Here is a 21,667-nt window from a genome sequence, read left to right as displayed (position 1 = left end):
TGCGAGCCAGCGGTATCGGCGCGGCGTCACACCGGTATCAGCTCGGTAACAGCGCCGTTGACGCTGCGGTTGCAGCGGGAGGACCATCGATGGATGGACATACGGGTGCTGGGGGGCGTCAGGCTGGGGGACCAGCCCGCCGGGCTCGGTCCCCGCGACCGGGTCGTCCTTGCGGCGCTCGTGGTCCGGCTGGGTGAGGTCGTGACCTCCGACGCCCTGGCCGAGGCACTCTGGGACGGTGACCCGCCGCCGTCCTGGTCCAAGGTGGTCCAGGGGTGTGTGGTCCGCCTGCGCCGGGAGCTGGGCCGGGACGCGATCGAGACCCAAGGTCATGGCTACCGTCTCCAGGTGCCGTCCGAGGCGGTGGACGTGGCCCGGTTCGAACGGCTCGTGGGGCGGGCCCGCGAGCTCTTGTCGCTCGGGGAGCCGGATCGGGCCGCCTACAGCGTGGACGAGGCGTTGAGCCTGTGGGCCGGCGAACCCTGGCCCGAGCTCGAGACCTGGGAACCGGCGCGGGTGGAGGCCGAGCGGCTCTCCGAGGTCCGCCTGTCCGCGGAGGAGCTGAGGCTGGAAGCGGCGCTGGGAACCGGTCGGGGCGAGGAGGCGCTGGCGGAGGCCCAGGCAAGGGTCTCGCAGGCGCCGCTGCGGGAGCACCGGTGGACCCTGTGGGCCCTGGCCCTCTACCAGGCTGGCCGTCAGGGCGATGCGCTCGAGGCGTTGCGCCGGGCGCGGCGGGTCCTCGCGGACGAGCTGGGGGTGGACCCCGGCCCTGAGCTGGTAGCGACGGAGCAGGCGATCCTCCGGCAGGACGAGTCGCTCACCGTGCCCGAGACCCCCGTCTCGACGTCAGCATGTCCCTACCAGGGGCTGGTGCCCTACGACGTGGATGACGCCGAGAGCTTCTTCGGGCGCGCCCGCCAGATCGAGGAGGGACTGGACCGGCTTGCGGGCTCGGGAGTCCTGGCTGTGGTCGGACCCAGCGGGTCGGGCAAGTCCTCGCTGGTGCGGGCAGGGATCGCCGCGGCTGTGCAGCGGACGGGCAAGGGCGTGGTCGTCATCACCCCGGGCGCCCGGCCCCTCGACGTCTGGACGCAGGTCCCGACGGAGGGTGACGCGGTGCTCGTGGTGGACCAGGTGGAGGAGGTCGTCACGTTGTGCGACGACGAGCAGGAGCGCACGGCCTTCCTCCGTGCCGTCGCCGACTACGCCGACCGGGCACACGTGGTGCTCGCCCTGCGCGCCGACAAGCTGGGGGAGTTCGGCCCTCACCCGGAGTTCACCCGGATCCTGGAGCGGGGGTTCTACCTGCTGGCGGGTCTGGACGCCGACGGGCTGCGCGAGGCGATCGAGGCGCCCGCCCGCCAGGCCGGGTTGCTGTTCGAAGCCGGTCTGGTCGACCTCCTGGTGCGCGAGGTGGAGGGCGAACCGGGGTCGCTGCCACTCCTGTCGCACGCCCTGCGGCAGACGTGGACCCGTCGCGAGGGTTCGACCCTGACGGTCGCCGGCTACCAGTCCACCGGAGGGATCCGGGGAGCGGTGGCCCAGACGGCCGACGCGGTCTATGAGCAGATGCCCGCCGGGCAGCACCGCGTGCTGCGCGACCTGCTGCTGCGGCTGGTCACCCCCACTCCGGAGGGCGAAGCAGTCCGGTCCAGGGTGCCCCGCCGGTCGGTGGCCACCGACGCGGCGCACGAGGAGATGATCGAGACTCTCGTGCAGGCACGGCTGGTGACCAGCGACGACGGTGTCGTCGAGATCGCCCACGAGAGCCTGGCCCGGGCGTGGCCGCGGCTGAGGGAGTGGCTGGTCGACGACGTGGAGGGGCATCGGATCTGGCGGCATCTCACTGCCTCTGCCGAGGCGTGGGACGCCATGGGCCGGCCGTCCTCCGAGCTCTACCGTGGCGCGCGTCTGGCCCGGGCGTTGGAGTGGCGCGAGCAGTCCGCCACGGACCTGAACGCCACCGAGCGGGAGTTCCTGGAGGCGAGCGAGACCTCATACCGTTCCGCGGTGCAGAAGGAACGCGACGAGGCGCAGCGGCAGACGCAGGTGAACCGGCGGCTGCGCGCACTCGTCGCGGGAGTCGCCGCCTTGGCGTTGGTGGCCGTTGTCGTGGGCGCGTTCGCCTTCCGTCAGGCGGACAGGGCGGACGCGCAGGCCACGGTCGCCGAAGCGGAGGCGCTGCGGGCGCGGGCGCACGAGCTGGCTGCGTCGGCGGTCGGCGAGCTCGACCGGGACCCCGGCCTGGCCGCGCTGCTGGCCGTCTCGGCCGCCACGACCGCGCCGATGAGCGTGGAGACGACGCGGGTGCTGCACCAGGTGTGGGCGGCGGGCGACACCGTGGCCAGGCACACCCTGCCGTGGGACGGACCCAGCGGTCTGGCGCTCCACCCCGACGGGGACCTCCTGGCCATGTCGGGGGCGTGGTTCGACGACGGCGCGAAGTCGCTGGAGGTCATCGACCCCCTCACCGGCGAACGGGTCTGGTCCTACGAGGTCCCGACCGGACCCGGCCACGACGCCGCCTACCTCGTCCACCCTTCCTTCTCGCCGGACGGGGAGCTCGTCGCCGGGGGCGTCCTGTGGGAGCCCCACCAGGGGGATCGTGCGGGGTGGGACCGGGGGACGGATGAGGAGCCGCCCTCCGGCCTGCTCGGCGGCTACCTGTGGGACGCCGAGACCGGTGACGTCGTCGATCGGCTCGACCTCGGTCCCTGCGGCGGTGTGGTCGTCGCCGTCACCGACACGACGCTGCTGGCGCGGGCCCCGCACGACGGTGGCAACAACGGTTGCGCCTCCTACTGGAGCGAGACCAGAGGAGCCGACCCCATCCTCGTGGACCGGGAGTCTGGCGAGCAGACCGTCCTCGGGGAGCCGATGCACTGGGCGGAGGCAGCCGCGCTCAGCGAGGACGGCCGCACGGCCGCCTACGGCACATGGGACGCACCGGGGTTCGTTGTCGTCGACGTCGTGACGGGCGAGCAGCTCCTGCGAGGGGACACACCCTCGCCGCAGGTCTGGGCGATGGCCGCCGACGGGTCGTTCGTGGTCGTCGCCTCCGAACCGATGGAGGTGTGGGATGTCGAGTCCGGCGAACTGCTCGCCACCTATAACGGTCACAACGGCCCGGTCGGTGCCGCGCGTCTCGTTCCCGGGAGCGAGACGATGGTGACGAGCGGCTTCGACGGGACGATCCGGCAGTGGGACGTCCGCACCGGACGAGAGGTCCAGGTCGTCCAGGGCGCGGGGGGCGGGGCGGTGGCCACCTCCCGGGCGGGAGTGTTCGCCGTCGCACGGGAAGGCGGTGGGGTGCACGTCGTCGACACCACCCTGCGCGGGGAGCTCGGCGAGGTGGAGACGTGCCCCGGCTTCTTGCTGGCCGACACGCTGAAAGCCTCCACCGCGGCCGGCCTCCTGACCTTCACCCTCATCTGCGAGGGGGCAGACACCATGACGACGTTCGGTCACGCCGTCGCCACCGGCGAGCGGACCTTCGAGGTCGCCGGGCACATGGCCCAGGACGTCGCGCTCTCCCCCGACGGCAGCCGGTGGGTGCGTCAGGACGGCACAGGTGTGAACTATCCGGGAGGACCGGAGCCGTTCGGGGTAGGGCTCGTCGTCCGTGACACCCGGACCGGCGAGGTGGTGACCGAGCTCGAAGGAACGTGTCCTTACTGGCTCTTCCCGAGCTCCGGGGCGGCGCTAGGCTCAAATCTCGGGCTGTGCGTCACGTTCCCGGGCAGGCCGTTCGCCGCGTACGCGTGGCAGACCGACTGGTCTCCGGACGGTCGGTACATCGCTGTCGCCATCAACCAGTCGGGGGTGGCCGTGTGGGACGCAACGACGGGCGAGCTGGTCCACGCGGGCTATCCGGTGGAGCCGGACACGCGTGGGCAGACGGTGGACCTCGCGCAGACCTCGCATGATGTCCTCTTCACACCGGACTCCTCCGAGCTCGTCGTTTCGCTGAGAGACGGGCAGGTGCTGCTCCTGGACACCGCCACCTGGGAGAGCGATGCGTCCGTGCAGGTCGAGAACGACGAGGTCGGCCTCGCCGGGTGGTCCGCCGACGGGGAGCTGATCGCCATGGGACGCATGATGTCGAACAACGTGGGAGCCACCCTCCACTGGCTGGACCCCTTGACGCTCGAGGTGACCCGCACCGTGCGCAACGTGCACGACGGCTCGCTACGGTCGGGGTCCGTGGACCCCGGTGGCACGAGGTTGGCCACGGCAGGCTTGGACGGCAGGGTCCGCGTCTGGGACCTCACCTCCGGCGCCCTGGTCCACGAGGCCCCCTTCGGCGACGTCCACTTCCAGGCGTTGGCGTGGGTCGGTGAGGACGCGGTCGCGGTCGCCAGACGAGAGGGCGGCGTCATCATCCTCGAGGTCGACCCCGACCGGCTGCTGGACCGTGTGCGCACCTCGTTGACCCGCGGTTACACCCGGTCGGAGTGCACGACCTACGGCTTCGACAACACGTGCCCCGTCCTGGCCGAGCTGCGTGGGCCGCAGCCAGGCGACGACGACCCGGTCACGGTCGCAGGCACCTTCAGGCTCTCCTGGGCGGTCGAGGACCTGCACGGGGCGTACGTCGACGGTGTGGGTCAGGCGTTGGCCGTGGGGAAGGACGACTGGGCTGCGGAGGAGGTGCTGGCGCGGGCGGAGGAGATGGCCGGCGACTACACCCTGACCTTCACCGGTGTTCGCTACGAGCTCTCGCGCTCCGGAGCGGTGGAGCCGGACTGTGTCGGCAGCCTCTCGGTGCGGGACGACATCCTCCGGCTGACCGCCGAACGGGGGAGCGTGTGCAGTCCGTACACCCTGTTCGAGGCCTCCTACCGGCTGGACGGGGACCAGCTCCATCTGTCGCCCGACGGGTTCGTCGGGCCGTGGTGGGAGCGCCTGACATGGACGAGCCGGCCCTTGGAGCGGGTGGACGGGTGAGTGGTCAGTGCGTCACGGGGGTGAGAGTGGCCGTCGGCGCCGACAGCCGGCTCGCGGTGTAGCGGCCGGTCAGGGGGTGACGATGTCGAACGAGGGGTCGACGCCGTCCAGCGCGTCGAGCAGGGACAGCAGGACGGTGGGGTCCCCGGTGGTCTGGATGCCGGGGCTGTCGAGGTCGCCGGCGAGCAGCGCGAGCAGCCTTCCCTTGGTGAGGGTGACGTGCGTGGGTGTTGCACCGCCTGCGCTGCGGGGGACGTGGATGAGAACGCCGTGTCGCAGGGTGAGGTGGTGGGTGGTGCCGACGTCGGTGAGGGTGACGTCCAGCGCGAGGTCCAGGTCCCAGGCACGGGGACCGTCGACCGTGATGGCGATGGAGTCGAAGAGCTGTTCGGGAGTCAGCTGAGCCAAGAGGCTGGGTGGGCTGGTGGCTGCGGGGGTGCCGAAGCTGCCCTCACGCAGCTCGGTCGCCCCGGAGAGGAAGAAGTTTGCGCCAGATGCCGTTCTCGGAGCCGTAGCTGAGCTGCTCGAGCGTGTCAGCGTAGAGGGCGCGGGCCGCCGCGTGGTGCTCGTCGGTGAAGATGGCGTGGTCGAGCAGCGTCGCCGCCCACCGGTAGTCACCGGTGTCGTAGGCGGTCTGGGCGAGCTCGACGACCCGGTCGAGACCGCCGATGGCATCGACGTAGCGCTGGGCGATGGCGGCCGGGGGGTGCGGCCACAGGCGTGCCGGGTTGCCGTCGAACCAGCCCATGTAGCGCTGGTAGATCGCCTTCACGTTGTGGCTGACCGAGCCGTAGTAGCCCCGTGTGCGCCACGCACGGGTCAGCGTGGGCGGCAGCTCGATCATCTCGGCGATCTCGGTGCCGGTGTGGCCTTGGTTGAGCAGCCGCAGGGTCTGGTCGTGCAGGTAGGCGTAGAGGTCACGCTGGGTCGCCAGGTAGGCCACCACGCGGTCGCCTCCCCAGGTGGGCCAGTGGTGGGAGGCGAACGCGACGTCCGTGCGCGACCCGAACAGCTCGATGGCCTCGGTGAGGTAGGTCGACCACATGTGAGGGTCACGCACGAGCGCACCGCGCAGGGTCAGCAGGTTGTGCTGCGTGTGTGTGGCGTTCTCCGCCATGCACAAGGCACGGAAGCGCGGGAAGTAGAAGTGCATCTCGGCCGGGGCCTCGGTGCCGGGAGCCATCTGGAACTCGATCTCGACCCCGTCGACGGTGCGCGTCTGACCCGTCTCACGGATGTCGACCGTGGGCACGATCAGGCCCACCTCGCCCTTGGACGTGGTCTGCCCCAGACCTGCGCCGACCTGGCCGCGCGGGCCCTTGGCCAACGCCGCTCCGTACATGTACCCGGCCCGCCGGGCCATCGCGGTGCCGGCGTAGACGTTCTCGGCGACCGCGTGCTCGGTGAACCCCTCCGGGGCGATGACCTCCACGCGGCCGGCGTCCACGTCTGCCTGGCTGGCCACGCCGAACACGCCCCCGAAGTGGTCGACGTGGCTGTGCGTGTAGATCACAGCCACCACGGGTCGGTCGCCGCGGTGGCGCCGGTACAGGTCGAGGGCGGCCGATGCTGTCTCTGTGGAGATCAACGGGTCGATGACGATGACACCGGTGTCGCCTTCGACGACCGTCATGTTCGACAGGTCCAGCCCGCGCACCTGGTAGAGACCCTCGACCACCTCGTAGAGCCCCTGTTGTGCGGCGAGCTGGGACTGGCGCCACAGGCTGGGGTTGACCGAGGCCGGTGCCTCGCCGGTGATGAACGCGTAGGCATCGGCATCCCACACGGCCTGTCCCTCTGCGTTCTGGACGACACCGGGCTCCAGTCTGCCCAGCAGGCCCCGCGCAGCGTCATCGAAGTCAGTGGCGTCGGCGAACGGGAGTGAGTCGACGAGAGCGGCGTTGGCCGCCGCGATGAACGCCGAAGGCTCGTTCTGGTCCATGCAGTCCCCATCCCTCACCGTTGCTGCGACGGGACCGCCGGCGCAGGTCGGCTCCCCGTTCGGTGCCCGACATGCTAGCCACTCAAGGCCTCCAGGTGCCACGGGCAAGCACGCACAGGTCGAGTCGCCGTTCGTGGGCAGCTCTGCAGTGCCACCGTGGTCGTCGGCACTGTCGCTCGTCGTTGAACCCGAGCGCGCTGGAGCCTGCGCCCCACGACATACTGCGCTGGTCCCCGACCCGCCCCCCAAGACCCGCACTCCGGAGGCCCGTATGTCGTACACCGTCACGCCCCGGATGCCCACGACTGAGGAGCACCGGGAGCTGTCTGAGTCCGTCGGCTGGGGCGACGCCTTCTGGTGGCAGGCCGTGCCCGCGTCGCTGACCGGATCGACCTGCGGCGTCGTCGTCCACCACGGCGGCGGAGAGCTCGTCGGGATGGGCCGGGTCGTCGGGGACGGCGCGTTCTACTTCTACATCCAGGACGTCGTCGGGCATCCCGACCATCAAGGCCGCGGGCTGGGCCGCACCATCGTCGAGGGACTGGTCGACATGGTGAGGCAACAGGCGCCGGGACACTGCTTCCTCGGGCTCTTCGCGACCTCGGCCGCAGAAAGGCTCTACCGGAGCCTGGGCTGGGAGGCTCACGAGATGCTGGGGATGTGGCGGGTCATCAGGGACTAGCGCCTTGTCCGCGCCGGCGTCAGTCGGGCTGCATCCGTGACAGGTGCCTCAGAGCGCAGATCTCCGCGGGCGTCTTCGAAGGACGGCTGTTCCGCGCGCACCAACGTCAGCCAACGGTCTGCCCCCCGCGGTCAGCGTCCGCAGCGGTCGATGCGCTCCCAGGGCCAGTCCGTCGCCAGCCAGCGGGCGACGACGTCGGCGAGCGGTGCGTCGAGGTGCGCACTCGTGGCCCGCACCCACGACTGGGCCGTCACATCGAAGTGCTCCGACGAGGTGGGGTAGAGGTAGACGCAGCCGATGACGTGCTCGTCCGGATCCAGGACGGTGAAGGTGAAGCCTCTCCTGCCGGCGAAGTCGGAGGCGTGGCGCTGCAGGTCGTCGAGGTTCTCCTCAAGCGTCAGGCCGTCGACAGGAGGCCAGTCACCGTCCGGGTATCCCGGGGTTGCTCGGATGTGCTCGACGCTCGACATCCACGCGGCATGGTCGGCCTCGTTGTGCTGCGGGCCGAGGGGTTCGAGCCGGAAGTGCTCTTTCACCAGGGAGGTCGGCGGCACGAACCCGGAGGGCACGAAGTCCTCGGAGGTCATGGTCGAACGTTACCGAGGACGAGGACAGCGATCGAGGCATGGCTCTGCCGGAGCTGTCGGTACGGACGCGCAGCACTGCTTACGGACGCGCAGCACTGCTTGCGGGAAGGGCGTTGGTCGGCCTCTGGTACGGGTTGATCGCTATCGGCACCCGGTCGCTGGCCATGGTTGCGCCGGCCCGTGCGCTCCCGACTTCAGCGGGCTCGAGCGCTCGCCCGAGAGGAGGACTGTTCCTCCTTCGACGTTGCTTCGGCGAAGTACCGGTCGGCGTCCATACCGTGCACCTGGACGGGGACCCCGGCCGGCCACTGCTCGCCGAACTCGGAGACCGGCAGGCAGGCGTGGAACAGCAACGCGCCACGTGCGTCCGCTCGGGTCTGTGCGAGCTGCTGGGCCGGCATCGCGCCGAGGGAGAAGCCGGCATAGACCGTCCCGTTCGGTGCCAGGGACTCGGCTGCGGCCACGCCACGCTCGAGAAGGTCGCCGAAGCCGACCTCGCCGGCATGGGCCATGCCCTCCTCGATCGTCGCGAAGGCGCGCCCGTCGAAGAGGTCCGGCGTGTGCACGGTGTGACCTGCCCGACGGAGCTCCTCGGCGAAGGACACCACCCCTGCGGTCAGCCCCTGGACGTGGTGGAACAGGACTACCTCGGCCATCGTCGCTCACCCCTCTCGTCCGACTGGTCCCAGGATATGGACGGCAGGACCCCCGCGCGGGTGATGCTGCGCGCCGCCTGCGGCAGGACAGGATCGCCGGAGGTGACCAGGCCGGGTGCGCTCGGCGGAGGACCACCTGCCGCACGGCGAGGCGATGATACGTTCGAGAGGTGGTGCTCCGATTCGGAGATTGCGTGCTCGACCGGGACCAGTTCGAACTGCGTCGGGCGGGTCAAGTTGTGCCTATCGAGCCACAGGCCCTGAGAGTGCTGATGCACCTCGTGGCCCACCGTGGACGGCTCGTCGGCAAGGAAGAGCTGCTCGACGCCGTGTGGGGCAACCACTTCGTCAGCGAGTCGGCTGTCAGCAGCCAGATCAAGGCCATCCGCAGGGCGACCGGCGACACCGGTCAGACCCAGCAGGTGGTGCGCACCGTGCACGGGGAGGGATACCGGTTCGTGGCGCCGGTGCAGGAGGAGCCCGACGCGGGGCAACCACCGCGGGAGAGCTCCTCCGCTGACGAGGACGGCCTTGTCTCGCCGGCAGACCAGGACCGGCCCGTGGTGGCTGTCCTGCCGTTCGTCGACCTTTCCCCCGCGGCTCGACACGCCCACGTGGCACGGGGCCTCACCCAGGACGTGATCGCGGCGCTGTCGAAGCACCGTTGGCTCCGGGTGCTGACCGGGGCAGCGACGGCACGCCTGGCCGGGCACCCGGATGTGGTGGAGCACCTGAGGGAGAAGCTCGGTGTCCGGTACGCGGTGGAGGGGACGATACGGCTGGATGGAGAGCGGCTGCGTGTCTCCGCCAGTCTCACGGACACCGCCGCCGGGGTCTGCCTATGGGGCGACCACTTCGACCGCACGTTCCAGGATCTGTTCGACGTGCTGGACGAGCTGGCCGACATGCTGGTCGCCACGGTCGAGCCCGAAGTGGGGTACGCCGAACGCAACCGCAGCAGCAGGCTTCCGCGGACCGACCTGGGGACCTGGGACCTGTTCCACCTGGGTTCGTATCGCTTCTTCCAGTTCACCCGGGAGGGCAACGGTGAGGCCCAACGTCTCCTGAACCGTTGCCGCGAGCGAGAGCCGGACTTCGCCGACGCACACGCCTGGTGGGCGTATGCCGTCGTCCTGGGGATGGTCTACTGGGACACCGAGCCCACCACGGATCTGTTGGACGATGCGATCCAGGCGACCGAACGAGCGCTGCGCAGCGACGACCAGAACGCGGTCTTCCATGTGCTGCACGGGCGGGTCCAGCTCGCCCGCCGCGAGTACCAGGCAGCCCTGGCAACCAACGAGCGGGCCGTGGACCTCAACCCGACGTTCGCCACGGCCTACTGCGGCATGGGCGACTCGCTCTGTTACGAGGGCCGCTACTCCGAGGCCATCGCACAGTTCGAGCATGCCGTGGCCCTCGGATCCCACGACCCGCAGCTGTGGGCGTTCCGCACCTACGGGGCGTTGGCGTTCCTCTTCGCGCACCGGTTCGAGGAGGCCGTCGACTGGACGACGCGCGCAGCGTCCATCCCCAACTGTCAGTACTGGACGACGGCCCACCGGGTGGTGGCGCTGGCCCAGTCCGGGCACGTTGCGCAGGCCAGGACGGAGGTCCCGGACCTGCTCGAGCAGTGCCCCGGGTTCTCCGTCGACTACGCAGACCACAAGCTGTTCTATCTCAAGCGGACCGACCAACGAGAGCTGTACCTGGCCGGGCTGCGATCCGCTGGGGTGCCGGAGTGAAGCCGGGTCTCACCCAGGCGCCCCTGGCCGAGCTGTTCAGGGGGTCTGGCCGGGCTTCACCGCGAGCACGGACATCGACCGGACCCCGTAGGTAGCGGTGGCGCCCTGGGCCTGGTCGGACAGGAAGCCATAGTCGTTGGCCCGCATCTGTCGGACCTCGAGTCCTGCGCGCTCGATCATCGAGCGGTAGTCCTCGTGCTGAGCGGCTCCGCCGATGCAGGAGGCCCAGAGGTCGGTGTTGCTCACGATGGCTTCGGTGAGCTGCTGCTCGGTGACGATGTCGGCGATCGCCAAGCGTCCGCCCGGGCGCAGCAGGCGAGCGGCCTCGGAGAACACCGCCTGCTTGTCCACGATGAGGTTGATGACACCGTTGGAGATCACACAGTCAGCCGAGGCGTCGTCGAAGGGCGTCTGTTCGATACGCCCCTGCAGGAAGTGGACCTGGCTGGTGCCGGACTCCTGCGCAAGACGGGTGGCCTTCGCCCACTGGGCTTCGGTGTAGTCCACCCCGCGCACCCGGCCCGTGGGACCCACCAAGGATCCGGCCGCGAAGGTGTCGGTGCCTGACCCGCTGCCGAAGTCCACGACCCGCTCACCCGGCTGGAGCTCTGCGAGGTCGAAGAACCAGCCGACACCGGCGAACGAGTCCAGCGCGTCCTGCGGGACGGCGTCCAGGAGTCCCCTCGGGTAGCCGAGCCGCTCGGCCAGCTGTCGGCCTGTCTCGAAGTGAAACGTCTCGTCGGGGTGCTGGGCGACGTCGGTGTACATCTGCTGCACCTTCGCGTCGAGCTCGTGGACGTCTACCGCTGTGTCGTTCTGCGTGCTCATGGTCTCCTCCTGGTGGGTCGGGCACCCGTGTCCATGGCCCTCAGGTCCATGGTGACGGCGTTGTCATCGGTGCGGGTGCTCCATGGGTGGTGGTCTGCGGCGTCGCTGGGGCTGCGCGCTGTCACGGGGTCCCGGCGAACTGTGCGAGCCACCAGTGGTCAGGTGTTCCGATCGGCGTGCTGATCTGGTCGGGAAGAACATCTGGCTGCAGCTCGCCGTGCGGGGCGACAGCCAGGTGTACCTCGGCAGAACGCGGCCGGGTCACGGGCTCTCCTACAAAGGGCTGGTCGTGGACCGTGACCCTGCCGGCCAGCCTCAGCTCGCCACCTCCGACGACGTGTCCGCCGCCGTTGAAGGCACCGCCCTGCGCTGGGGTGTCGCCGAGGTCGTTGGCGTCGCACACCCCGTCACTACACAGCTCCGGGTGGTTGTAGACGAAGACCCACAGCGAGAACGCCTCGGGATGTCCGGGGCGGGCGCCTTCAGGCTGGAAGGCACTCTCCGACGGGTAGGTGTAGGTCCCCGGGGCCGGTGTGGCCATGGTGAGCTTCACCGAAAGGCCCGAGTCGTTGCGCTGCAGGCTGGCCCCTTCCGGGGACACGACCGGGCCTCCGGGCCCCTGCCCTGCGACGTCTGTCACGTGTGAGCCCACGGGCGATGCTGCCGCGGTCTGCCCGAGGGCGAGCGCGGCAACCGCAAGCGCCGAGGTCAGGAAGTGAGATCTCATCGCGCATCCAATCGTGTTCTGTGCCAGGGGTGGTGGTCAGGCTCGGGTGATGCTGACGTCGACGGGGTTCCGCAGGATGTCCAGGACCGGGGAGGTCCTCTGCACATGAGCGCACAGGTCGTCGATGACGTCTCTCGACGCGTCGCTGTCGATCCGGTAGCTCACCCGGACGTGCTGGTAGCCGGCTCGGGTATCGGCCGACAGCCCGAGGAAACCGTGCAGGTCGAGCTCACCCTCGAGGTCGAACTCGAGACTGCGGATCGTGATGCCTCGGGCGGCGGCGTTGTAGGCCATGCCCACGGCAAGGCACGACGCCAGCGCGTGCAGCACCGCCTCGACCGCGTTCGGGGCCTGGTCGGTGCCTAGCAGGACGTGCGGCTCATCGCCCTCGAGGACGAAGGGCTCGGCTCGCGAGGTGTCTTCCGCACCCGCTCCCCAGAAACGCTGGACCCGGGTGCGCGAGTGGCCACCGTCCACCCAGACGTTGTGAGCCCGGAACCGGAAGTTCGCCAGGTCAGAGTCATCCTGGATAGCCTCCACGGTCTGGGTCAGCTGCGTGACGTCTATCCCGTTCGAGGTCGCTGTGCTCGTCGTCCCGGTCATGATGTCCCTCTCTGTGTGTAGGCGTGCTTCCAGCGTGCGCGCTGGCACCCGTCGAGCCTTGGAGGGAGGGTGGAGGATGTCTGGAGATCTCTGGGTGGCGCACCGGTGTAGCCGCCTCATCGAGAGCAAGAAGGGCGCGACCCCAGCCGCGACGCGCTCGGTGGAATCGGCGATATGCCTTCGCGTCGCCGGGCCGGCGGACTGACTAGGACGGGTCGCGCAGCTTGCCGCTTCTGGCCAGCTCCGGGTCGGTGCACGATGCGAGGTCGAAGCAGCACGGTCGCCGCTTCCCGCTGTCCATCTTCGAGATGCTTGCCGCCACCCGTCTCTGCCGTGTGGCGGGGTTTCTCGTCGCCTGCACCCAGCGGACCCACTCCCACCGCGCCATCGGCGTGAGGTCCTCCCACACGTCGCGGATCCTCGAGGGTGCCTCGCTCAGGGCTGCGGTGAGGTCTGGGGGCACGTCCGGTTCGGGCCAGTCCGGCACGACCTCGACGGTCAGCTCGACGGTGTCCCCAGGGCCGACCCCAATCGCGCGCTGAAGCACCTGCTCGACGCGCATCCAGTGGCCCCGGCGTCCATCCGGCTCCACGACGGTCTCGAACCCGTGGCCGTCGACCGTCGCACGCACTGCCACCTGCCCGCGTGACGGCAGCTGCTCGCTCGCCGACGTCGGCAACCTCACCAGGGTGGTGTCGTCGATGGTGGACAACTCGGCCCTGAACCCGACAGGTGCCAGATCCGCGCCTCGAGTGGCTGGGGGCATGATGCCGACGACCTCCATCGGGTGGGAGCCCGCACCGGTGCCTGCGGGCCCAGGCTACCCAGTCGAGCGTACTGCCACGGTGTAGACGACGCCGGAAGGAGACCGTCTGCGGCGCCCCAAGGCTCCCGCGTACTGTGCGTAGCGTAAGCAGGGAGTAGGCCTCGTCTGACATGGGGTAGCCAGATCCACGTCGAAGGGGGAAGGGAGGCCGGGACGTCGATCATCACCGGCCTACGGCCGGCCAACGTCCTCTCCAACCAGAACCCCCACGGGATCGGCACCGGGTCGGGAGTCTGCTTCGGCGACTCCGGGTCACCACAGCTGGACGCCGGGACGCTCACCGTCATCTCGGTGACCAGCGGGGGCAACAGGCACTGCAACGCTCACAACGACAACTACCGTGTCGACACCCCCGCGGCACGGGAGTTCCTGGGGGAGTTCATCGCGCTACCTTGACGGAGTCGTCCTCCCGGGGGACAGCACCGGAGCCCACATGGCCGGACCCGCCCGACTCCCGGAGGGAAGTACGGCCGCGTTCGCCGTCGGCGTCTACCGGACCCAGAGATCGAGATGGCGGGGCCGCACGCGGACTCGCCGGGCACGCGAGGGGCGTTCGGCACTCTCAACCGGCACTGTAGGACCATGCGCACCGTCGACGTCGCCCCGACCAGCCTGGACCGCCTGGACCACCTCATCGGGCCTGAGCGCTGGGCAGGGGTCCAGCGGGGGGTGCAGGCGGCGCAGGCCCGACTGGACGGACGGGTCTTCTGGCACGTCAACGCGACCGCCACCGGCGGGGGCGTGGCCGAGATGCTGCAGACCCTGCTTGCCTACGTCCGAGGCGCCGGCATCGACACGCGCTGGCTCGTGCTCGACTGCCCCGAGCCCTTCTTCGCGGTCACCAAGCGGCTGCACAACGCCTTGCACGGCTCGCCGGGCGACGGCGGCGCCCTGGGGGCGAAGGAACGGTCCGTGTACGAGGCCGGCCTGGTGCCCAACGCCGAAGACCTGCTGAGCCGACTGGGACAGGGGGACGTGGTCCAGCTCCACGACCCGCAGACCGCCGGGCTGATACCGCACCTGACGGGTCGTGGGGTGTCGGTGCTGTGGCGCAGCCACATCGGCTGCGACACGACCAACGAGCACTCCGCTCGCGGCTGGGCGTTCCTGGAGCCCTACCTGCGGGAGGTGGAGGCAGTCGTGGTGAGCCGTCCGTCCTACGCGCCGCCCTCCGTGCCCAAGGAGCGCCTCGTGGTGATCGCGCCGTCCATCGACCCGTTCGCAGCGAAGAACGCGGCCATCCCCAACGGGGACGTGCAGCGGACGCTGGCGCGTGCTGGGCTCGTCGTGGGCGTGGACGACATGCTGGAGGTCCGGTTCCCCCGCCGCGACGGCACGATCGGCTCCGTGCGCCGCCACACCGGCGCGATGGTCGCCGGAGGCCCGGTGCCGGCGCACACGCCCTACGTGCTCCAGGTCAGCCGGTGGGACCGGCTCAAGGACATGGCCGGGGTGCTGCGTGCCTTCGTGGGCCACCCGGACGTGCCGGTGGCGGCACACCTTGTGCTCGTCGGGCCGGCGGTCGAGGGGGTCAGCGACGACCCCGAAGGGGCCGAGGTGCTGCAGGAGTGTCTGCAGCTGTGGGAGGAGCTCGATCCCGTCGACCGGGCTCGGGTCCACCTCGCGGCGCTGCCGATGGACGACGTCGACGAGAACGCGCACATCGTCAACGCGCTGCAGAGGCAAGCGGCGGTGGTCGTGCAGAAGAGCCTGCAGGAGGGTTTCGGGCTGACCGTCACCGAGGCCATGTGGAAGTCCCGACCGATGATCGCCAGCGCCGTCGGTGGCATCCAGGACCAGATCGAGGACGGGGTCTCGGGCCTGTTGCTGGCCGACCCCTGCGACCTGGCCGGTGCCGGGCAGCTGATGGGGCGGCTGCTCACCGACGACGCTCTCGCGGCCCGGCTGGGGGCGGGGGCACGAGAGCGGGTCTACCAGAAGTTCCTTCCCGACCGTCACCTGCTGCAGTACGAGCAGCTCCTGGCCGAGATGCCGCTCGCTCTGCGCCACCCGGGCGGCACGACGGCCTGATGCTGCGTCGCCAGGAGCAGGTGCAGGATCCCGGGATCCCGTCCCACGTCCCTGGGGATGCCCTTGATGTCCATCGCGACCGTCTCGACCTCGTCCGACCACCACGGCCCCTGCTTGTTCGGGTTGTGCGTCGTGGTGCGCACCTCGTGCCCCTTGTCCAGCAGTCGCGGCACGAGCCGCTTGCCGATGTCACCGGTGGCACCGGTGACCAGAACCTTCGTACGCTCCTCATCGCTGCCCGTGACCCGAGCGACCCCCGCCGTCAGTTTTCCGCCGCCCTGGGCTCAGCAACGAGGTGAGGCGCCTGGACCCGCTGTGGGCATGACCGGCGTCAGCAGATCATCTGGATGACAGCCTGCCCTGTCTGGGAAGCGTCGACGTAGAAGCTGCGCAGGCGCTCGTAGGCCGGGGCGAGGTATGCGTCGAAGACGTCGTCCTCGTCCCAGATGTCCGGATAGAGGCCTGCGCCGGCCATGGCGCTCGAGCTCATCCGCTGACGCAGTGCGTCGCGCCCCAAACCCTGCAGCGCCGAGGCGACGAGCTGGACCCGCTCCGGAGCGAGCAGGCGGGCAGGTCCGTGACCCAGGTCCTCGCCCACGGGGTCCCCACCGAGGATGACCTCGGAGGCGACGTCGTCGGTCGGATCCGCTGAACCGGTGAGCAACCAGTGGAGGCCGTGCCATGCCTTGTCCAGGTCGACCGACGTCCCGTCTTGGTCGGACTCCAGAAGCGACTCCACACCCTCGGGACTCGCGACCAGCGCGGCTGCCTCGTCGTAGGGGCGTCGGTGTGCAACCCAGACCATTCCCACGGTGAGATTCTAGGACCTGTCGACGGGGACCAGGCGGTCGGCTGGGCCGAGTACGGCAACCGTCGAGGAGCTGCCCACCATCCACCACCGCAAGGTGGCGGGTCTCCCGACGCTAGGGTCGGGCTCCGCATGCATCTGGCACTGGAGAGGGGAGTGACCTCGTGGTTCAGCATCGTCTGACGGGCGCCTGGCTGGTCACCGGTCTGCGCGGCACCGTCGCGCCGAAGGTCGCTGCGCGAGTGGTCGAGCTGGGTGGCGAGGTCGCCGCCTGGGACCGGGACGTCGTGCCGTGGACGACGTCCCTGCCGGCGCGGCCTTCCTGGCGTCGGTCCGGCCGGCGGGCATCTTCCACCTCGGGATGGGTGCGGAAGAGTGGGCGGGACGGCTGGCCTCGTACGCCCGTGACCACGGTGTGCCCTTCGTCTACACCAGCTCGGTGTCGGTGTTCGGCGACGCGCCCGGCGACCCGGACGGGCCGTTCAGGCCGCAGGACGAGCCGACCGCCTCGGACGACTACGGCCGGTACAAGGCGCGCTGCGAGCGAGCCGTGCGTGATGCCCACGGGGAGGCCGTCGTCGCCCGGATCGGCTGGCAGGCCGACCCCGACGGGCTGGGCAACAACATGGTGGCTCAGCTCGCCGCCCAGGCCCAGGCAGCAGGCGGCGCGATCCGTGCGAGCCGGCTGTGGCGTCCGGCGACGTCGTGGATGAGCGACACCGCGGCGGCACTGGTCGACCTGGCGACCTCGGGTCGTGCCGGCACCGTGCACCTCGACAGCAACGCCACGGACGCGTGGACCTACCCCGAGGTCGTCCGGTATGTCGCGCGCGTCACCGGCCACGCCTGGGCCGTGCAGGAGCACGAGGAGCTCGACCACGACTCCCGCCTGGTCGGCGACGAGAACCTGATGCCTCCGCTCTCGGCTCGCTCCCGCCGGTGACCGCGGCAGCATCACCAGTCCTGTCGCCATCCGTCGCCCCCTTGCCACGCCCGGCTCGCAGCGGCACGCTGGAGCCGAGGGGGTGTCCCATGAGCTTCTCCGACCGGGTCGATGCCGGCCGCCGCCTGGCGGCCCTGCTCGGCCACCTGGTGCAGGAGCAGGTGGTGGTGCTGGGGCTGCCCCGGGGCGGTGTGCCCGTCGCGTTCGAGGTCGCGCAGGCGCTCGGGGCGCCGCTGGACGTGATCGTCGTCCGCAAGCTGGGTGTGCCGTACCAGCCTGAGCTGGGCATGGGGGCCATCGGTGAGGGCGGCGCCCGGGTGGTCAACGAACGGATCGTGCGGCTCGCCCAGGTGTCCGAGTCGGCGCTCGCCGAGGTCGAGGCGCGGGAGCGGGCCGAGCTGGAGCGGCGTGCCCGGCGCTTCCGTGGGGAGCGGCCCCGGTTGTCGCTGCACGGCAGGACGGCGGTGATCGTCGACGACGGCATCGCCACCGGTTCGACCGCGCGTGCCGCGTGCCAGGTGGCGCGCGCCCAGGGCGCGCAGCGCGTGGTGCTGGCGGTCCCGGTGGCCCCGCTGGGGTGGACGTCGCGCTTCGCCGACGAGGCCGACGAGCTGGTCGCCGTCGAGACGCCGGATCCCTTCTCCGCGATCGGCGGGTCCTACGACGACTTCTCCCAGACCAGCGACGAGGCGGTGGTCGAGTGTCTGGGGCGGGCCCACCGCGGTCCTGTGGCCTCCTCGCGGGTCGACGCCCGCGACGAGGAGCTCACGGTGCCTGCAGGGCCCGTGGCCCTCGGCGGTCACCTCACGATCCCCGAGGACGCCACCGGCGTCGTGGTGTTCGCCCACGGCAGCGGCAGCAGCCGGCACAGCCCGCGGAACCGCTTCGTGGCCGAGCTGCTGAACCAGGCCCATCTCGGCACCGTGCTGTTCGACCTGCTCACCGACGACGAGGGACGCGACCGCGCCAACGTCTTCGACATCGAGCTGCTGGCCCGGCGCCTGGTCGACGTGACCCGCTGGCTGGCGACCCAGCCGGGCGTCGCCGGCCTGCCGCTCGGCTACTTCGGTGCCAGCACGGGAGCCGCGGCCGCCCTGTGGGCCGCCACCGATCCCGGTGTGCGCATCGACGCGGTGGTCTCCCGGGGCGGACGTCCTGATCTGGCCGCGCCCCGGCTGGGCCAGGTGACCGCGCCCACGCTGCTCGTGGTGGGCGGTGACGACGACGTGGTGCTCGACCTCAACCGGCAGGCGGCGGCGCTGCTGGCGCACTGCGCGCATGAGGTGACCGTGATCCCCGGCGCAACCCACCTCTTCGAGGAGCCAGGCACGCTGCAGGCTGCCGCCGACGCCGCCCGCCAGTGGTTCGCCCGCCACCTGGTCATCGTCCCGTAGCGCCGGACATCGTGCCGCCGTCCTCGGGCCGGCAGGTGCGGCGCCTCACCACGGTGGTGGGCCCTTGCGGATCGCCTCCAGGTTCTCTGCGGGTGAACAGCGGGGGGAGACCACGTCGGAGGCCAGCCAGGTCACGCCCAGCTCGCGGTAGCGGGCCACCCTCTGTGCCGTGGTGGCCGAGGCATCGACGTAGAGAAAGACCTCACCGGGCTCACCAGGCAGCCCTCCGTAGTAGGTCACGAGGTCGGTGAGGTCCTGGCCCTCGGGGTCGGGGTCGACGACCGGCATGAGCCCGTCCCAGCGGGCTGCACGCCGCACGGGCTTCTTGTTGGGCCAGAAGGCAGCGACGAGGATCGGGATCCGTGGCCGTTGGGTGGGGGTGGGCAACAAGGCCACGTCGTCGACGTCGTAGAACTCACCGTGGAAGGTCACTCGCTCGCCGCTCCAGAAGAGCGAGAGCAGCTCAAGGACCTCGTCGTACCGTCTCGCGACCCGCCGCGCGTCCCACTCCTCGCCGAACAGGTCGTACTCGGCCCGGCGGCCGAGCCCGACGCCGAGCAGCACCCGGCCGTGGGAGAGACGGTCCAGCGTCGCCAGGTCACGTGCCAGCTGCCAGGGCTGACGGCGGGCGGCGGGCACGATCCAGGTCCCCAACGTCACCCGCTCTGTGCGAGTGGCGATGCCGGCGAGGGTGATGATCGGGTCGACCTGTGGCTCGTACCGGTCGGGCCGGAAGTGCTCGGGGTCCCCGGCGGCGCCCAGGGCGTCCGAGGCTGACGGCCAGATGAGCACATCCCACAAGAACACCCCGTCCCATCCCGACTCCTCGGCTGCGACGGCATACTCCACCATCAGTGCGGCGTCCTCGCCGACGACGGGGTTCGGCAGGATGAGCCCGTGGCGCGGCACGGGTGAGGCGATCGGTGCGGCGTGCGTGGGTGCCATCTGCTGCTCCGTCCCGGGACCCCCGAGGTAGGGAGCACGCTAGTGGAGCCGGTCCTCGACCGCTACCGTTCGCCCGACCTGGAGGATGAACGGCCATGCACCCCAACCTTGCCCGGCTCGACCGTCTCGCGGCACACCTGGCCGCGGCATCGTCGCAGCGATACCGTGGAGGGAGCCTGCGCGAGGTGGGGACCCGCCGGCGCACGAACCGCTGACCGCGTCGGCCCCCGGTGAGAGCGGAGGTGGGACCGTGAGCGCCTTCCAGGTGATGCTGCTCCCGGGGATCGTCCTGCCCGCCGATGCCGCGTACGGCGGTCTCCTCGCCGCGCTGGGGGCGGACGTCGAGGCGGTGAGCAAGGACCTGGAGGTCTACCGCGAGGACTCCCCGCCGCCGGACTACTCCCTGGACACCGAGGTCGCGGGGGTGCTGCACGCAGCCGCTGCGCTCGGCTGGAGCACGTTTCACCTCGTCGGGTACTCAGGGGGAGGAGCAGCGGCCCTCGCCGTGGCCGCCCGTGAGCCGGCACGGCTGCTGAGTCTGGCTCTGCTCGAGCCGGCCTGGGGCGGCAGCTGGGGGTGGAGCAGCGAGCACGAGCGGTTGTGGGCCACGTACGAGGAGCTGGCGCAGCTGCCGCTCGAGCAGTTCATGCCGGCGTTCATGCGGCTGCAGGTCGTGCCGGGCGTGGAGCTGCCCGCCCCGCCACCGGGCCCGCCTCCCCCCTGGATGCATCTGCGACCCGCTGGGATCCGGGCCATCGCACGCGCGTTCACGACATACAACCTGAGTCGCGACGCCCTGGCCGCCTTCGACCGGCCTGTCTACGTCGCGCTGGGTGGCCTGAGCAACCCGGACCAGTTCGGCGACATCGCCACACGGCTCGCGAGCGTCTTTCCCGACTTCACCCTCGAGGTCTTCGCCGACCGGCACCACTTCGACCCGCCGCACCGGATGGAGCCCGAGCGGCTCGCCCGATCGCTGCTGAGGGTCTGGGCACGCGGCGGTCCGGGTGAACCCACCGACTGAGCTCTCGAGACCTGTCCTGCCTGCGGCAGGGGCGGAGGAGCCTGCCCTGCACCGAGGAGCACGAGACGCTCTACGCTCGGGTCATGACCCACCGCATCCGCGTCGCAGTGCAGATCCAGCCGCAGCACGCGGAGTATGCCCAGATCAGGGACGCCGTGCGACGCGCTGAGGACCTCGGCGTCGACGCCGCCTTCAACTGGGACCACTTCTACCCGTTGTCCGGTGACCCTGACGGCAAGCACTTCGAGTGCTGGACGATGCTCGGCGCCTGGGCCGAACAGACCAGTCGCATCGAGATCGGCGCCCTCGTGACCTGCAACTCCTACCGCAACCCCGACCTGCTCGCAGACATGGCACGGACCGTGGACCACATCAGCGGTGGGCGGCTGGTCCTCGGCATCGGGGCCGGCTGGTTCGAGAAGGACTACGACAGCTTCGGCTACGAGTTCGGCACCGCCGGCCGGCGCATCGCCGCCCTGGGTCAGGCCCTGCCGCGCGTCCGTCAGCGACTCGCGGCCGGCAACCCGGCCCCCACCAGGCCGATCCCGATCATGATCGGTGGTGGGGGCGAGAAGAAGACCCTGCGCGTCGTGGCTGAGCACGCCGACATCTGGCACGGCTTCGGCGACGCCGAGACCATCGCCCGCAAGAGCGCCATCCTCGACGACCACGGCACCGACGTCGGCCGGGACGCCAGGGGGATCGAGCGCTCGGCCGGGGTCTCCGAGGCCCCTGAGGAGGTCGCCGACGCGATGCTTGCCGCAGGCGTCACCCTGTTCACCGTGGGGGTGTCCGGGCCGGACTACGACCTGTCCCTGGTCAAGAGGTGGGTGCAGTGGCGCGACGCGCAAGGGTGACGCTGGACATGGCGAGGCGGGTGCACGTCCGTCGCTCGTGACTGACCCCGGCGGTCGCTGACGACGCGTCCAGAGACCCTTCGCCGGCCCTAGGGTCGCGCGCAACGCGCACCCCCACTATC

20 protein-coding genes are annotated in these 21,667 nt (G+C 70.7%); 9 read left to right on the top strand and 11 right to left on the bottom strand.

All coding sequences use genetic code 11. From position 1 onward, the window contains the following. Positions 1-93 precede the first annotated feature (93 nt). Entirely contained in the window at positions 94-4,947 is a 4,854-nt protein-coding gene (locus LVO85_RS10400) for an nSTAND1 domain-containing NTPase (protein ID WP_232747422.1), read from the top strand. A 69-nt stretch (positions 4,948-5,016) separates the two neighbouring features. Here the strand turns inward: LVO85_RS10400 and LVO85_RS10395 are convergent, their stop codons facing one another. Next, positions 5,017-5,355: an alkyl sulfatase C-terminal domain-containing protein gene (locus LVO85_RS10395; RefSeq protein ID WP_232747421.1), complete on the bottom strand. Its 339-nt coding sequence runs from the start codon at positions 5,353-5,355 to the stop codon at positions 5,017-5,019. 43 nt (positions 5,356-5,398) lie between these two features. Continuing rightward, positions 5,399-6,889 carry an alkyl/aryl-sulfatase gene (locus LVO85_RS10390; RefSeq protein WP_232747420.1) on the bottom strand — a complete coding sequence of 497 codons (1,491 nt, stop codon included), beginning with the start codon at positions 6,887-6,889 and terminating at the stop codon, positions 5,399-5,401. A 295-nt stretch (positions 6,890-7,184) separates the two neighbouring features. Between LVO85_RS10390 and LVO85_RS10385 the strand changes: the two genes are divergently transcribed. Beyond that, positions 7,185-7,571 (top strand): GNAT family N-acetyltransferase, encoded by a 387-nt coding sequence (locus LVO85_RS10385; protein WP_232747419.1) that lies wholly within the window; start codon positions 7,185-7,187, stop codon positions 7,569-7,571. A gap of 131 nt (positions 7,572-7,702) precedes the next feature. On the opposite strand, the gene LVO85_RS10380 is transcribed toward LVO85_RS10385, so the two are convergent. Together LVO85_RS10380 and LVO85_RS10375 are read right to left on the bottom strand one after the other, a co-directional pair. Next, complete coding sequence (locus LVO85_RS10380; protein ID WP_232747418.1) at positions 7,703-8,158, bottom strand: N-acetyltransferase; 456 nt, start codon at positions 8,156-8,158, stop codon at positions 7,703-7,705. 194 nt (positions 8,159-8,352) lie between these two features. Next, the gene (locus LVO85_RS10375; RefSeq protein ID WP_232747417.1) at positions 8,353-8,814 is read right to left on the bottom strand and encodes a dienelactone hydrolase family protein; all 462 of its coding nucleotides are present in this window, start codon (positions 8,812-8,814) and stop codon (positions 8,353-8,355) included. A 239-nt stretch (positions 8,815-9,053) separates the two neighbouring features. Between LVO85_RS10375 and LVO85_RS10370 the strand changes: the two genes are divergently transcribed. Continuing rightward, positions 9,054-10,559 carry a winged helix-turn-helix domain-containing tetratricopeptide repeat protein gene (locus LVO85_RS10370; RefSeq protein ID WP_232747416.1) on the top strand — a complete coding sequence of 502 codons (1,506 nt, stop codon included), beginning with the start codon at positions 9,054-9,056 and terminating at the stop codon, positions 10,557-10,559. Positions 10,560-10,595: 36 nt separating this feature from the next. Here LVO85_RS10370 and LVO85_RS10365 read toward each other — a convergent pair whose 3' ends face one another. From LVO85_RS10365 to LVO85_RS10350, 4 genes are all read right to left on the bottom strand, one after another. Continuing rightward, a complete protein-coding gene (locus LVO85_RS10365; protein WP_232747415.1) occupies positions 10,596-11,387 on the bottom strand; it encodes a methyltransferase domain-containing protein in 792 nt (263 codons plus the stop codon). Positions 11,388-11,508: 121 nt separating this feature from the next. Further along, positions 11,509-12,114 carry a hypothetical protein gene (locus LVO85_RS10360; protein WP_232747414.1) on the bottom strand — a complete coding sequence of 202 codons (606 nt, stop codon included), beginning with the start codon at positions 12,112-12,114 and terminating at the stop codon, positions 11,509-11,511. Positions 12,115-12,150: 36 nt separating this feature from the next. After that, positions 12,151-12,717, bottom strand: coding sequence for an OsmC family protein (locus tag LVO85_RS10355; protein ID WP_232747413.1), 567 nt, complete (start codon positions 12,715-12,717; stop codon positions 12,151-12,153). Positions 12,718-12,922: 205 nt separating this feature from the next. Continuing rightward, complete coding sequence (locus tag LVO85_RS10350; RefSeq protein WP_269813331.1) at positions 12,923-13,483, bottom strand: YdeI/OmpD-associated family protein; 561 nt, start codon at positions 13,481-13,483, stop codon at positions 12,923-12,925. A 165-nt stretch (positions 13,484-13,648) separates the two neighbouring features. On the opposite strand from LVO85_RS10350, the gene LVO85_RS17055 reads away from it, so the two are divergent. Continuing rightward, positions 13,649-13,939, top strand: a complete 291-nt coding sequence (locus LVO85_RS17055) for a trypsin-like serine protease (protein ID WP_332875433.1) — start codon at positions 13,649-13,651, stop codon at positions 13,937-13,939. Between the two features lie 186 nt (positions 13,940-14,125). Further along, a complete protein-coding gene (locus tag LVO85_RS10345) occupies positions 14,126-15,574 on the top strand; it encodes a glycosyltransferase (RefSeq protein ID WP_232747411.1) in 1,449 nt (482 codons plus the stop codon). On the opposite strand, the gene LVO85_RS10340 is transcribed toward LVO85_RS10345, so the two are convergent. Together LVO85_RS10340 and LVO85_RS10335 are read right to left on the bottom strand one after the other, a co-directional pair. After that, positions 15,499-15,786: an NAD-dependent epimerase/dehydratase family protein gene (locus LVO85_RS10340; protein ID WP_269813349.1), complete on the bottom strand. Its 288-nt coding sequence runs from the start codon at positions 15,784-15,786 to the stop codon at positions 15,499-15,501. The genes LVO85_RS10345 and LVO85_RS10340 overlap by 76 nt on opposite strands. A gap of 119 nt (positions 15,787-15,905) precedes the next feature. Then, the gene (locus LVO85_RS10335; protein WP_232747703.1) at positions 15,906-16,379 is read right to left on the bottom strand and encodes a YfbM family protein; all 474 of its coding nucleotides are present in this window, start codon (positions 16,377-16,379) and stop codon (positions 15,906-15,908) included. A gap of 295 nt (positions 16,380-16,674) precedes the next feature. Here LVO85_RS10335 and LVO85_RS10330 point away from each other — a divergent pair, with 295 nt between their 5' ends. Together LVO85_RS10330 and LVO85_RS10325 are read left to right on the top strand one after the other, a co-directional pair. Continuing rightward, positions 16,675-17,325, top strand: coding sequence for a sugar nucleotide-binding protein (locus LVO85_RS10330; RefSeq protein WP_232747409.1), 651 nt, complete (start codon positions 16,675-16,677; stop codon positions 17,323-17,325). 89 nt (positions 17,326-17,414) lie between these two features. Next, entirely contained in the window at positions 17,415-18,719 is a 1,305-nt protein-coding gene (locus tag LVO85_RS10325; RefSeq protein ID WP_232747408.1) for a phosphoribosyltransferase family protein, read from the top strand. Positions 18,720-18,764: 45 nt separating this feature from the next. Here LVO85_RS10325 and LVO85_RS10320 read toward each other — a convergent pair whose 3' ends face one another. After that, a complete protein-coding gene (locus tag LVO85_RS10320) occupies positions 18,765-19,664 on the bottom strand; it encodes an LLM class flavin-dependent oxidoreductase (RefSeq protein WP_232747407.1) in 900 nt (299 codons plus the stop codon). 250 nt (positions 19,665-19,914) lie between these two features. Here LVO85_RS10320 and LVO85_RS10315 point away from each other — a divergent pair, with 250 nt between their 5' ends. Both LVO85_RS10315 and LVO85_RS10310 read left to right on the top strand, forming a co-directional pair. Next, on the top strand, positions 19,915-20,688 hold the full coding sequence (locus LVO85_RS10315; RefSeq protein WP_232747406.1) for an alpha/beta fold hydrolase: 774 nt from the start codon (positions 19,915-19,917) through the stop codon (positions 20,686-20,688). 83 nt (positions 20,689-20,771) lie between these two features. After that, on the top strand, positions 20,772-21,545 hold the full coding sequence (locus tag LVO85_RS10310) for an LLM class F420-dependent oxidoreductase (protein WP_232747405.1): 774 nt from the start codon (positions 20,772-20,774) through the stop codon (positions 21,543-21,545). Positions 21,546-21,667 lie beyond the last annotated feature (122 nt).

The organism is Ornithinimicrobium sediminis, from assembly GCF_021272345.1.
GTDB lineage: Bacteria > Actinomycetota > Actinomycetes > Actinomycetales > Dermatophilaceae > Ornithinicoccus > Ornithinicoccus sediminis_B.
This window is presented reverse-complemented; position numbering and strand designations above follow the sequence as displayed.